Source organism: Labrenzia sp. 5N (genome assembly GCF_012395805.1).
GTDB classification, from domain to species: Bacteria; Pseudomonadota; Alphaproteobacteria; order Rhizobiales; family Stappiaceae; genus Roseibium; species Roseibium algicola.
This window is the reverse complement of sequence record NZ_JAAZTM010000024.1, coordinates 255,725-268,108: the sequence shown is the minus strand read 5'-3', so window position 1 is coordinate 268,108 and position 12,384 is coordinate 255,725. Positions and strand designations below refer to the sequence as shown.

Sequence of the window (12,384 nt, the reverse complement as noted above, 5' to 3'; positions counted from 1 at the left end):
TCCTTCATTCGTCCTTGAGCTATCAACAACAGCGCAATGGACGAAATCAGATGTCAGAACAACAGCATGCACTCGAACTGATCCTTGACCTGGATGCTCCGCGAGAAAAACTCTGGCGTTGCTGGACGGAGCCGAAACTGCTTGAAAAGTGGTTCTGTCCCAAGCCCTGGTATGTCTCCGATGCCCGTATCGATCTGCGGCCCGGCGGCGAGTTTTCCTGTCGCATGCATGGTCCAAACGGCGAGGAATTCCCAAATACCGGTGTCTTTCTGGAAGTCGTTCCAAACGAACGTCTGGTCACCACCGACGCATTCCATCCTGGCTGGAAACCAACCGGCCGCCCCTTCATGGTGGCTGAGGTAACCTTTGAAGATCTGGGGGGTGGCAGGACCCGTTACCACGCTCAGGCTCTTCATTGGACGAAGGAAGCCAGGGAAGAACACGAACGGATGGGGTTTCACGAAGGCTGGGGCAAGGCTGCCAAGCAGCTTGAAGAACTTGCCAAGTCTATCTGATGGAGCGCGAAATGAGTAACGGGACCACCATGCTTTGGGCAGGTCGCATTCTGACGGGCCTTTTCGCCCTGTTTATGCTGGGCGCTTCCATTGCGCCGAAGCTGCTCCATCTGCCTGTTGCCGAAGACACGCTGGCCGAACTTGGCTGGCCTGCGGGGTACGCATTTCCGATTGGCTTGATCGAACTGGCCTGCCTTGTTCTTTACCTCATTCCGCGCACCAGCGTATTAGGAGCAATCTTGATGATGGGCTTGCTCGGCGGTGCCATGGCAACCCAGATCCGGGCCGGGTCCCCCCTGTTCAGCCATGTGCTGTTCAGTCTTTATCTGGGCCTGTTCATGTGGGGTGGCCTGTGGTTACGCGCTCCGGACTTGCGCAGGCTGTTCCCGTTGCGGGGATGGACTTGAACTGACACTCCCGATCAATAGAGAAAGACCTGTCCAAGGGAAACTCTTGCCGCTCACTGGCCTTGTCCCCTTCGCGGTGTCCCTTCGTGAAAGGATACTCGTCTGCCCGGACAATACGGACGCTTCGTGCTGGACGGGTCTTTCTCGAGGCCATCGGTATCTCAGTGTGATAATGCGCATTTATGATGCGCATTGAAAATGCGTAAGCATGCCACTATTATCCGGGTACCGGGTATGAATGGTTTGGAAACACGATGGCACGCGTTCACGCACGCAAGGCGACCAATTTGACAATTGATATGACGCTGGTCGGTTCGGCGAAGGAACTGGGCGTGAATATTTCCCAGGCAGCCGAAGAAGGTATCCGGCGCGCGGTTTCACAAGCCCGCGCGGAACGGTGGAAACTTGAAAACAGGGCAGCCCTGAACAGCTCCAACGACTTTGTCGACGAACACGGCTTGCCGCTTGAAGCGAGACGCCTGTTTTAATGGCCAGAAATCAGCTCTACCGGCTGAAACCGGACAGCGTTCTGGTGCTGGATGTGCAGGCGGACCTTCTGGAAAGCCTCAACACACGCGTCGTCGTGCCGCTTTTGCCCAGGTCTCGCGCACCGGCGCCCGCGGCCTACCTGAACCCGACATTCGGCTGGGAGGGCGAGGAATACGTCATGGCGACCCAATTCCTCGCCGCCGTGGCGGTTTCCCAGTTGGGAGACCCGATCGGCAGCCTCGACGAGAACTTTGCGGAAATTACCCGCGCGCTGGACACCCTGTTCCAGGGCTTCTGATCGCCGGTTCAACCAGTTTCAAAAGACGCCGTACCGCTCAAGCCATTTCCACCCGGCTTTCACTTGCTGCATCGAAGTAGATGGCCTGATCGGTGTCATAGCCGATCCAGACGGTTTCGCCTCCGGAGGTCATGTCATGCCGCGGGGCGGTCACGATCAACCTGCCGACGTCGCTTTCACAATGCAGGACCAGATTGGCACCGGTCATCTCCGAAAAGACAATCCGTGCGGGGATTGCGGGAACGTCCGGTGACGAGGTGTGTACCTTCATATGCTCCGGCCGCATGCCGACAGTGAGGCCTGTTCTGCCGGACCAGAAGGGCAAGGTTTCTATGGGCAGAAAATTCGTCGGCAGCATTCCGAGGAACCCGGCGACGAAGCGGTTCGCCGGCCGGTCATAGATCGTGCCGGGCGTGTCGAACTGCAGAAGATCTCCATCTTTCAGGACGGCGATCCGATCCGCCAGGGAAAGGGCTTCCCCCTGATCGTGGGTTACGTAGACGACAGTCGCCCCCAGTTGCCGGTGGAGCTCCTTGATTTCCGAGCGCATGGCAACCCGCAGGGCGTTATCCAGATTGGACAGCGGCTCGTCCATCAGGAAGATGGAACTGTTGCGCGCCATGGCCCGGCCCATCGCGACCCGCTGACGCTGGCCGCCGGACAGGGCGCCCGGCTTTCGGTCGAGATAAGGATCAAGTTTCAACGTTCTGGCCACTTCCTCTGCTCGGGCGTTACGCTCTGACTTGGCGACGCCGCGCAACTCCAGACCAAAGGCGATGTTCTGGCGCACGTTCATATGCGGATAGAGGGCGTAATTCTGGAAGATCATTGCAATGTCCCGATCCTGCGGCGCAACGTCATTGACGCGTTTGCCACCGATGCGGATATCGCCCTGATCGCATTTCTCCAGGCCGGCGATGAGGCGTAGCAGCGTGGATTTTCCGCAGCCCGAAGGGCCGACGATCACGACGAATTCCCCGGCTTGCATGTCCAGCGAAACACCATGCAGAACTTCCGGTCCGCAAGGATAGGATTTGCGGATATCTGTCAGTTCTATCCCGCTCATGACCGCCCCTCCCCCTGCCAGCGGTTCCGGATCGCGATCGCGAGACTGGGCCGGTCGGTGGTGAAAACCTTCACACCGAGCCGAAGGGCCTTTTCGATCTGCGCACAGGTATGCGCTGCCCAGCAGCCGAACTGAAGTCCGGCGTTCTCGACAGCTGTCATCAACTCTTCATCTGCGCAATCGACATGAACACCGATTTCCGGGATCCCGTGAGCCTTTGCCACTTCGAGCGTGCCTGGTGTTCCCAGTTGCTGAAGAACCGGCGGGCTGACAAGCCATAGCCTTGGCCTCTCTGTTGCCCTGGCCAGCTCGTCCTGTGTTTCGACCAGAAAGGAGGAAAACACCGTACGCTCCAGCATGTCTTCTGCGGCAAGCATTGCGACCACCTTCGGAACGAAGTCGGCATAAGGTCTGCGATCCGGACCAGGCTTGATCTCGCAGCGGAAGCCAACGGCACTGCGCCGGTAAATCGCGCAGAGCTCCTGGAGGGACAGCGGATGGCCTCCCGCGCCGTAATCGATCGTTGCCGAGCGAACCTCGGCCTCCCGCAGATCGCAGATCGCGCCGGATCTGTCAGTCGTTCGCTCGAGTGTCGCATCGTGGTGGACCATGATGGCGCCATCTGTCGTCGGGTGCAGGTCGAATTCGACTTCCTCAAGCGCCATCCGCGCAGTGGCTTCGAAGCCCGCCGGTGTGCTGTCGCCAAACTCCAGGGTGCCACCGCGATGAGATGCAATACGTGTCATTGAAACTTCCATTTACTTGACCGCACCCATGGTGATGCCACGCACCAGGTGCCGTTCGACGAATATGAAACCGAGCAGGACGGGAAGAATTGTGATGGTGGAAGCCGCCATCACCAGCGGCCAATTGACCACGTCTTCGCCCGGATTGACCCGGTAGAGACGCGCAAGACCGATCTGGAGCGTGTAGAGGTCTTCATCACCAACTGCCACCAGCGGCCAGATGTAGCTGTTCCATTCCGTGATGAAGATGAACAGCCCCATGGAGAATATGGCCGGGCGGGCAATCGGCACGATCACCCGCCAGAGCACCTTGAGCGGTGTTGCTCCGTCCATATAGGCCGCTTCATCCAGGGCGATCGGAATGCCGCGGATGTACTGCCGCAAAAAGAAAGCCGCGAAGCCGTTGGAAATCGCCGGAAGAATGAGCCCTGCATAGGTGTCCAGCAGCCCCACCTTTGCAAGGGTCAGGTAGTTCGGGATCAGCGAGATATGGCTGGGGATCATCAGGGTTGCCACCACGGTTGCAAACAGCAGGTTGCCGCCAGGAAAACGAAACCTGGCAAAGGCAAATGCGGCCATTGTCGACACCGTCAGGGCAATGAACGTGACCAATCCCGATACGACGATGCTGTTCAGCAGATAGCGGGCAAAATGGTATTGCCCGATGGCCAGTTCGTAATTCTCCAGGGTGAACTCGAACTTGCCAGTGTAATAGGCGTCCACCGTCTGGAACGACATGAAGACCGAATAGAGCGCCGGAGACAGGAACAGAAGGCCGGCAATCAGCGCAAGCCCTGCGAGGATGCGGCTGTCAGGCTTCATAATGCACCCTCCGGCCCAGAACCCGTGCCTTGAAGAGGGCCAATGCCATCAGCAGCACGAAGAGCACAACGGCCAGTGCAGAGCCCTGCCCGATATCGAACAGCGTGAAGCCGACACGGTAGAGCATGTTGACCAGCATGTCGGTGGCCCCCGCCGGACCACCCTTGGTCATGACGTCCACGACGGTGAACACCTGAAAGGCCTCGATCACCGAGACGACAAGCAGGAAATAGGTTGTCGGCATTACCAGCGGAACGGTTACACGGCGGAAGACGCGTCCTTTCCTGCCGCCATCGACGGCGGCGGCGTCATAAAGTTCCTGCGGGATTGCCTGAAGCCCGGCGATGTAGATGACGATATCGTAGCCGAGCTGCTTCCAGGTGTTGACGATGATCAGCACCCAGAGCGCGAGCTGCGGGTCCTGAAGCCAGGGAACCTTGCCGAAGCCGAGAGTTTGCAGGAAGGCATTGATCATGCCGTAGTCCGTCGCAAACAGCCAGGAAAACACCACCGCGATGGAAACGGTGGACGTAACAGAGGGCAGGAACAGCGCGCCACGCAGAATACGGGACGGCAGAGCCTCCCGGACCAGGTAACTTGCAACCAGAAGCGCAAGGCAAAGCCGGATCGGAACGGAAATGACGGCAAAGATCGCAGTCACCTTGAGCGAGTTCCAGAACTCGTGGGACGAGAACAGCAGCCGGTAGTTTTCGAAACCGACAAGGGGCATCGTCGGCGACAGGAAATCCCATTCCCGGAAGCTGAGATTGAGACTGGCTGCAATCGGAATGTAGGTGAACACCGCGATGAAGGAGATCAGCGGCAGCACCAGAATATAGGGTGTCAGGCGGGACAGCATCGGAAAAGGCTCCGGAGGCACCGGGCTTCTTCTGGAAGCCCGGTGCTGATGTCGAAAGAAAATCGGGCGATCAGTTGGTGCGCTCGGCTTCCTTTCGGGTGCGGTCCGCGAAATCCTTCAAGGTTTCCGTGACATCACGCTGACCAAGGGCCATGGCCTGCCACATGTCGTATTCGGTTGCACGCATCCAGGTGACCACCGGCGGGCGCGGACGGCCACGGGCGAAGTCCAGCTGGTCGATCGCAACCGTGATGCCGGGCTTGTCCTGAACGGCGGCGGCGGCCAGCGGCTGTTTGGCGGTATTCTTGTTGATCGGCATGTAGCCGGTGCCGGAGAACCAGGTGGCGTTGGACTCAGGTGATGCGGCAAAGCTGATGAACTTGTAGGCGGCGTCCTGGGTTTCCTTGTCGGCTGACGACAGAATACCGATACCTGCCCCACCGATCGGCACGGCGCACACCTTGTTGCAAGGCATCGGACGAACGGCAAGGTTATCGCCGAGCGCCTTCTTGGAGCGGCCGTAGTTGCCGGTTGAATTCAGCATGATGCCGACCTTGCCGGCCAGGAAGGCATCCCTGCCGTTGTTTTCCTTGGTCACGCCGTCGGCGGAGGCAACCTTGTGCTCATGCACCAGCGAGGCCATCCATTCATAGGCTTCGATCGTGTTCGGGCTGTCGATCAGGATCTCGCCGGTCTTGCTGTCGATCAGGTCACTGTCGTTGTCCATGATGAGACCCCAGCGTGCGAACTGGCCCGGTGCGGCAATGCCCGTGATGCCTTCGTCGCCCAGCTTCTCGGTAATCTGTTTGGATACCGCCAGAAGATCGTCGTAGGTCTTGAGCGCCGGTTCTTCGGCAAAGCCGGCCCGCTCGAAGATCTCCTTGTTGTAGTAGAGCACCGGCGTGGAGGAGTTGAACGGCACGATGTAGTTCTTGCCTTCAAAGACGCCGACTTCGCGGGCAAAATCGAACAGGTCGTCCTTTAGCGGGTCGTTGTCGACCTTTTCGGTCAGATCCAACAGTACGCCGCGGTCAGCGAAGAGACCATACCGGGTGACTTCCATGATCACCGCGTCCGGCGCCCGGCGCGCCGGGATGGCAGCCTGGAGCTTGGCGACGATATCATTGTAGTTGCCGATGAACTGGGCATCGATCTTGATATCAGGGTTGGCAGCCTGAAAGTTCTCGATGATCTCGCCAAGCGCTTCGCCGCCGCTCCCATCGAAGCTGTGCCAGAATTCAACCGTGACGTCCGCCTGCGCGGCACCGACGCTGCCAGAAAGGCCGATCAGGCCCGCCAACAGCACTTTCTTCAAATTCTTCAACATGGAGTCATCCTTGTCAGAGTGAACTATTTCCGTTTGCGCACGAGACTTTGCCGCCGGTTCCAACGGCGGTCTTTTTTGGTTTGTTCAGCGATTTCCGTGTCCAGCCCTGCTTCCGGGAAGGGACAGATCTGATGGCGAACTCATCTGCGCCAGCGTGGCGGCAGCGATTGACGAAATGCCTTGAATTCCTCCAGGGAGCGGATCGACCTACCGCCATCGATACCGGCCAGATCGAGAATGACCGCGTTGGCAATGGTCATCGGCACGACCAGTGACTGGGATTCGCCCGCCTCACCGCGCGAGGCGCAGATCTGATGATCGGGCGCGGGGTCGAACCGGGCTGCGAGCAGGTCCGTCAGCGCCAACCTTGTCGCGCCGCGCATGGACGCAATCCCGTTTGCATCGCTGATTTGCTGTGAAGGGCGGCGGAAGGCGAGCAGCCAGACGACATCGTCCGGTGAAAGCCTGTTCAGCATCTCGGCAAAGTGATGGGTGCGGTCGCCAAGGTCGGCGGCATCATAGCCGGAGCGCTGCAAGCGCAGGGCAATCAGCGAGGACAGGCTCGCGGCATGACCGCGACCGAAAATGAAGATCTTGCGGGCATCGCGCAGGGCTTCGGAGAAGGCGCGGATATCGCTGTCGGGGACGGCGGTACGCAAGGCCTCGAGGGCGGCAATTTCACTATCGAGCACGGACGACAGCACTTGCCCTTCTTCCGCCCGCACCAGCCGGGCCGCCATGCGGGCGGCCGGGTTCTCGAAGTCGTTGCCTTCCTCAACCAGATTTGCCTGCAGGTAGGCTCGAAATTCCGGATAACCTTCAAAGCCGAGCCGCTTGGCCAGACGCACCGCTGCGGCGGGATGCACGCCCGCGCGAAGGGACACTTCCTTGCCGTTTTCGATGGCGGCACGGATCGGGTCCTTGACCAGCACATCGAGTAGACGGGTATCGGACCCCGTCAGCCGGGAGGCGTTGCGGGTGATGAGATCGGACAGGAAACCGGAGGATGGCACAGGTTTTGACATGCCATCGTTCTAGTTTTGCAATTTGAATTGCAGGCTACAGTTCGATGAAATTTTTATTACAAACCCCGGAGACGGTACAGACGCCGGTACAGGCGCTCGCACCGTCGGGCAGCCGTCCAGCCAACTCAGGTCTTTCGTTGCAGTTTGAACCGCGAGACGAATTCAGCAGCAAGGGGAACATCTCCCGACACCTCGACCACGCCTTTGGCGATCAGATCCGCAAGCGGAACTGACCCATAAACGGCTGAAGCCATCCGGTTGCCGTTGCCGGAAAGCACAAAGGGCGTGTCAGGACGGGAAACCGCCTTGGTGTGAACCTTGCCGGAGATCAGCTGCATCTCGAATGCCTCGCCCTTGAAATCGAACCCGGCAAGTGCGTCTCTTTGCGCCGCAGCCTCCGGAACGACGTTGACACCCATGGATATCATCAAGGCAGACGGGCTGATGAAACGCGTCGGATCGTGACCGGGCACCAGCAACGCCCACCGGCACAGCGATTCCAGCACAGGCAGCAGAGCCTGGCCCGCCTCCGTCAGGGAATACACCCCCAGTCGCTCGTCGTGTTCGATGACATCGACCTCTACGAGCTGCGCAAGACGGCCGGTCAGAACACTCGCGGTTATGCCCGGCAACCCGGCGCGGATCATCTGAAAGCGTTTAGCGGAAAACATAAGCTCGCGCACAACGAGCAGAGCCCACCTGTCGCCTATTAGGTTCAGGGCGTGGGCGGCCAGGCACCCCTCGTCATAACGAAGGCGCGTTGTTGTTTTTGTCTCTTTGGTCATTTTTTCATACTGGCAGTTGTTTTTTCATACTAACGCTGTCACGATAATGCTGCAACCGGGATGTTCCCATCATCCCGACAAAAAGGAGGAAATGATCGCCATGTCCTATTTCACAGGTGCGGTAGCGGCTGTTCCGGCCGCAAACAAGCAGAAATATGCCGACCACATCGCCGCTGCCTGGCCTCTGTTCAAATCCTACGGCGCCACCCGCATGGTCGAAACCTGGGGTGTTGATGTTCCGAAGGGCAAGGTTACGGACTTCTACGGCGCCGTCGACGCCAAGGAAGACGAGGCAATCGTGTTTTCCTGGATCGAATGGCCGGACAAGGCTGCTGCCGATGCTTCCTGGGAAAAGATGCAGAACGACCCTGCCATGAAGGAAATTCCGGAAATGCCGTTCGATGGCAGCCGGATGATCTTCGGCGGATTTGCTCCTGTGTACGAGGCAGGCAGACACAGCGATGCTGGCTATTATCAGGGGTTTCTGCTGGCGGTGCCCGAAACGAACAAGAAGGCCTACGCCGAGATGGCGGACGAGGGCTGGAAGATGTTCGAGAAATTCGGCGCTCTCGGGATGATCGAAAACTGGGGCACGGATGTACCGCGCGGCCAGAAGACCGATTTCTACCGGGCCTCCAAGGTGGAAGACACCGAAGTGCCCGTCTTCAGCTGGGTTGCCTGGCCGGACCGTGCCACATGTGATGCCGCTGCCAAAGAAATGGAAGCGGGGATGGCCGACATGGACATGTCCACAATGCCTTTCGACGGAATGCGGATGATGTGGGCCGGCTTCGATCCGCTCTTCGACTCGGAGAAAGCCGCATGACCCTTACCCTCTACACCTTCGACTGGCTGCCGGAGTTTCCACGCGGGTTCGTGCGGGATCTACGAGTCCGCTGGGGCCTGGAGGAGATTGGTCGCAGCTACCAGGTTGCGACCGTGCCCGCACACCCCAAAAGCGCTGAACACCGCAAGCTGCAGCCATTTACGCAAGTGCCCGTAATCCAGGACGGTGAGCAGACGCTTTTCGAAAGCGGAGCGATCCTTGTCTACCTTTGCGAAGGCACGCCGTTGCTGCCGGACGAGCGGAAAGCGGAAATCTGGCAGTGGCTGTTCGCCGCGCTGAACACGGTTGAATTGTCGGTGATGCACTGGGTCAGCATGATCCTGGCCGAGCGGGTCCCGGAATTCTTCGGCCCTCCTCCGGCAGCTGACGTCAGGGCTCACGCCAAGGCAGACATGGAAACCAAGCTGACTGCGCTACAGCAGGCTCTGGGCGACAAGGAGTGGCTCGCCGGTGACTTCTCCGTCGCCGATATCGCGATGGTGGAAGTGCTGCGCGTGGTCGCGGCCGAAGAGGCCCTTGATGCCCATCCGCATCTTGCGGCCTATGTCGAACGGGCAACATCCCGCCCCGCTTTCAAGAAGGCCATGGCAGATCACATGCAGCATTGGCAGGCGGCGGACGCCGAACAAGCGAAACGCAGCACGGGCTGACGCGGGCTTTTCCGCAAACAATGTCATGTCGCCTCTGGATCTTTGAGTAGAGCCATCCGGGGCGACGGTATAACTCCAGGACTGGAAACAATGTCGATTGCAAAGAACACGATTTGCCTCTGGTACGAAAAAGACGCCGAGGCCGCTGCACGATTTTACGCTGAAACCTTTCCAGACAGTGCCCTGAAAGCCGTCAACCACGCCCCTGGCGACTATCCTTCCGGGAAAGAGGGCGACGTTCTGACCGTGGAATTTACCGTGCTGGGCATTCCTTGTCTCGGCCTGAACGGCGGCCCCACATTCAAGCACAGCGAAGCGTTCTCTTTCCAGGTTTCGACCGAGGATCAGGAAGAAACAGACCGTTACTGGAACGCCATTGTCGACAATGGCGGCGAGGAAAGCGCCTGCGGATGGTGCAGGGACAAATGGGGCATTTCCTGGCAGATCACGCCGCGCACGCTGATGGAAGCCCTGGCTGCCGGTGGCGGCGAAGCAAAGCGCGCCTTTGGCGCAATGATGGAGATGAAGAAAATCGACGTGGCAGCCATCGATGCGGCCCGCCGGGGTGACTGACCACCATCAAACCGGCCCGCCCACCCAAGGAACTCCCGGTTTTAGCTGGAGACGCCAGCAGTCGGCTTAGCAAGCTTCATCTTTATTCCAGCTTCCTTGAGCATGATCTCGGAAACCTCAAAACTGTGATCGAGCTTGCCGTCATGCGATGGTCTGGGCGGGCATTCCACACAGGACAGCCCGCTTTGAATGATCGCTCTCGCGCAGTCCGCACAGGGAAACCGGTTGACGTAGAGGGTGCAACCGGCAAGCGCTACACCGGCGCGGGCTGCGTTGTAGATCGCATTGCGTTCGGCGTGTTCCACCCAGAAGAACTTTTCACCACTCGGGCGGTCGAGACGGGTTTCGTCCGTTCCGGAGACCCCGCGCGGCAGGCCGTTGTAACCTGTCGCGCGGATTTCCTGGCCAGGCCCGACAATGACTGCGCCCACCTTGAAGTCGCGATCTTCAGACCATTGTGCGATGTGATCGCACAGCCCGAGAAACCGGTTGCGCCATTTGCCGGATTTGCTGTCCAATGTGCTTCTCCTAGCCTGCAAACAGGTAGCTGGTCTTGACCGTGGTGAAGAATTCCGCCGCGTAGCGGCCCTGTTCACGTGGCCCAAAAGACGATCCCCTGGTGCCGCCGAAGGGAACGTGAAAATCAACACCGGCGGTCGGCAGATTGACCATCACCATACCGGCCCTGACACGCCGCTTGAAGTCGCGGGCATGTTTCAGGCTTGTGGTGCAGATACCGGCTGCCAGGCCGAATTCGGTGTCGTTTGCAACTGTAATGGCTTCTTCGAAGTCGGCCACCTTGATGACGGATCCGCAGGGACCGAAAATCTCTTCCCGGTTGATGCGCATGGAATTGGTCGTTTCGAGAAACAGTGCCGGGGCCTGAAAATAGCCGGGCACGGCAAGTTCGAGCCGCTCGCCGCCAATCACCTTTGCGCCTTCCTTGCGGGCGAGATCCACATAGGCAAGGTTCGAAGAGAGCTGTTTCTCATCGACCACCGGTCCAATCTGGGTAGCGGGATCAAGCGCATCCCCGACCTTCAAGGCCAGCATCGCTGCTTGCAGCTTTTCAACGAAAGCGTCGTGAATGCCCGCCTGAACGATCATGCGCGAGGACGCGGTGCAGCGTTGGCCGGTGGAAAAGAATGTCCCGTTCAGGCATGCGGAAACGGCGACATCCAGATCGGCGTCATCCAGCACCACCATCGGGTTCTTGCCACCCATTTCAAGCTGGCACTTGCGTTTAAGCCGTCCGCACACTTCGGCAATATGGCTTCCCGTGGCAACGGACCCGGTGAAGGAAACCGCATCGACATCCGGATGGGTGACGATGGCCTCGCCAACAACAGAACCGCGCCCCATGACCAGGTTGAAGACACCGGGCGGGCAGCCGCATTCATCCAGCAGAGTTGCGATCACATGAGCGCAGCCCGGCGTCAGGTCCGCCGGTTTCAATACGACGCAATTGCCATAGGCCAGCGCGGGTGCTGCCTTCCAGGCGGGAATGGCGATGGGAAAGTTCCACGGGGTGATCAGGCCGATCACACCGACCGGCTCACGCGTAACCTCAACGTCGATGTCCGGCCGCACGGAGGCCTGCATATCGCCGGTCACGCGCAGCGCTTCACCGGCAAAGAACTTGAAAACCTGGGCGGCGCGCATGGTTTCGCCGATGCCTTCCGCCAACGTCTTGCCTTCCTCGCGCGACAGCAGGCGGCCATATTCTTCGGCCCGTTCCGCCAGCTTTCGCCCAACCGCTTCCAGCAGATCATGGCGGGTCTGCGGCGTTGCCGCTGCCCAGCCTGGCGCGGCCTTGCGCGCTGCCGTGACGGCGGCATCGACATCGTCAACGCTTCCCTGGGCATAAAGGCCAACGACATCATCGGTGTTCGAAGGATTGCGGTTTTCGGAATAGGTGTTGGAAGGCAGCCATTTGCCGCCGATCAGATTATCGTGCTTTGTCATTGGAATTCCG

Annotated in this window: 16 protein-coding genes; 7 read left to right on the top strand and 9 right to left on the bottom strand. The window is 59.3% G+C overall.

Annotated elements, in window-relative coordinates:
* Nucleotides 1-50 precede the first annotated feature (50 nt).
* From HEP89_RS28315 to HEP89_RS28300, 4 genes are all read left to right on the top strand, one after another.
* A complete protein-coding gene (locus HEP89_RS28315; RefSeq protein WP_055661001.1) occupies nt 51-515 on the top strand; it encodes an SRPBCC family protein in 465 nt (154 codons plus the stop codon).
* An 11-nt stretch (nt 516-526) separates the two neighbouring features.
* On the top strand, nt 527-922 hold the full coding sequence (locus HEP89_RS28310; RefSeq protein WP_077294634.1) for a DoxX family protein: 396 nt from the start codon (nt 527-529) through the stop codon (nt 920-922).
* A gap of 254 nt (nt 923-1,176) precedes the next feature.
* Complete coding sequence (locus HEP89_RS28305) at nt 1,177-1,410, top strand: type II toxin-antitoxin system CcdA family antitoxin (protein WP_152507871.1); 234 nt, start codon at nt 1,177-1,179, stop codon at nt 1,408-1,410.
* Complete coding sequence (locus tag HEP89_RS28300; protein WP_075283422.1) at nt 1,410-1,709, top strand: CcdB family protein; 300 nt, start codon at nt 1,410-1,412, stop codon at nt 1,707-1,709. The genes HEP89_RS28305 and HEP89_RS28300 overlap by 1 nt, the downstream gene beginning before the upstream one ends.
* A 37-nt stretch (nt 1,710-1,746) precedes the next feature.
* Here HEP89_RS28300 and HEP89_RS28295 read toward each other — a convergent pair whose 3' ends face one another.
* The 7 genes from HEP89_RS28295 to HEP89_RS28265 form a co-directional block, all read right to left on the bottom strand.
* Complete coding sequence (locus HEP89_RS28295; RefSeq protein WP_168693663.1) at nt 1,747-2,775, bottom strand: ATP-binding cassette domain-containing protein; 1,029 nt, start codon at nt 2,773-2,775, stop codon at nt 1,747-1,749.
* A complete protein-coding gene (locus HEP89_RS28290; RefSeq protein ID WP_168693662.1) occupies nt 2,772-3,521 on the bottom strand; it encodes a glycerophosphodiester phosphodiesterase family protein in 750 nt (249 codons plus the stop codon). Before HEP89_RS28290 ends, HEP89_RS28295 begins: the two co-directional genes overlap by 4 nt.
* A gap of 12 nt (nt 3,522-3,533) precedes the next feature.
* A complete protein-coding gene (locus HEP89_RS28285; RefSeq protein ID WP_168693661.1) occupies nt 3,534-4,343 on the bottom strand; it encodes a carbohydrate ABC transporter permease in 810 nt (269 codons plus the stop codon).
* Nucleotides 4,333-5,202 (bottom strand): sugar ABC transporter permease, encoded by an 870-nt coding sequence (locus tag HEP89_RS28280; protein WP_168693660.1) that lies wholly within the window; start codon nt 5,200-5,202, stop codon nt 4,333-4,335. Before HEP89_RS28280 ends, HEP89_RS28285 begins: the two co-directional genes overlap by 11 nt.
* A gap of 70 nt (nt 5,203-5,272) precedes the next feature.
* Complete coding sequence (locus HEP89_RS28275) at nt 5,273-6,529, bottom strand: ABC transporter substrate-binding protein (protein WP_168693659.1); 1,257 nt, start codon at nt 6,527-6,529, stop codon at nt 5,273-5,275.
* A gap of 140 nt (nt 6,530-6,669) precedes the next feature.
* A complete protein-coding gene (locus tag HEP89_RS28270) occupies nt 6,670-7,554 on the bottom strand; it encodes a MurR/RpiR family transcriptional regulator (RefSeq protein WP_023001396.1) in 885 nt (294 codons plus the stop codon).
* Between the two features lie 125 nt (nt 7,555-7,679).
* The gene (locus HEP89_RS28265; RefSeq protein WP_168693658.1) at nt 7,680-8,339 is read right to left on the bottom strand and encodes a helix-turn-helix domain-containing protein; all 660 of its coding nucleotides are present in this window, start codon (nt 8,337-8,339) and stop codon (nt 7,680-7,682) included.
* Nucleotides 8,340-8,439: 100 nt separating this feature from the next.
* Between HEP89_RS28265 and HEP89_RS28260 the strand changes: the two genes are divergently transcribed.
* The 3 genes from HEP89_RS28260 to HEP89_RS28250 all read left to right on the top strand — a co-directional run bounded on the left by HEP89_RS28260 (nt 8,440) and on the right by HEP89_RS28250 (nt 10,409).
* Nucleotides 8,440-9,165 carry a DUF1428 domain-containing protein gene (locus HEP89_RS28260; RefSeq protein ID WP_168693657.1) on the top strand — a complete coding sequence of 242 codons (726 nt, stop codon included), beginning with the start codon at nt 8,440-8,442 and terminating at the stop codon, nt 9,163-9,165.
* Nucleotides 9,162-9,836, top strand: coding sequence for a glutathione S-transferase family protein (locus HEP89_RS28255; RefSeq protein ID WP_168693656.1), 675 nt, complete (start codon nt 9,162-9,164; stop codon nt 9,834-9,836). The genes HEP89_RS28260 and HEP89_RS28255 overlap by 4 nt, the downstream gene beginning before the upstream one ends.
* A gap of 96 nt (nt 9,837-9,932) precedes the next feature.
* Nucleotides 9,933-10,409, top strand: a complete 477-nt coding sequence (locus HEP89_RS28250) for a VOC family protein (protein ID WP_152508003.1) — start codon at nt 9,933-9,935, stop codon at nt 10,407-10,409.
* A gap of 41 nt (nt 10,410-10,450) precedes the next feature.
* Here the strand turns inward: HEP89_RS28250 and HEP89_RS28245 are convergent, their stop codons facing one another.
* Together HEP89_RS28245 and HEP89_RS28240 are read right to left on the bottom strand one after the other, a co-directional pair.
* Entirely contained in the window at nt 10,451-10,927 is a 477-nt protein-coding gene (locus HEP89_RS28245; RefSeq protein ID WP_168693654.1) for a deaminase, read from the bottom strand.
* Between the two features lie 10 nt (nt 10,928-10,937).
* A complete protein-coding gene (locus HEP89_RS28240) occupies nt 10,938-12,374 on the bottom strand; it encodes an aldehyde dehydrogenase family protein (RefSeq protein WP_168693653.1) in 1,437 nt (478 codons plus the stop codon).
* Between the last annotated feature and the right edge of the window lie 10 nt (nt 12,375-12,384).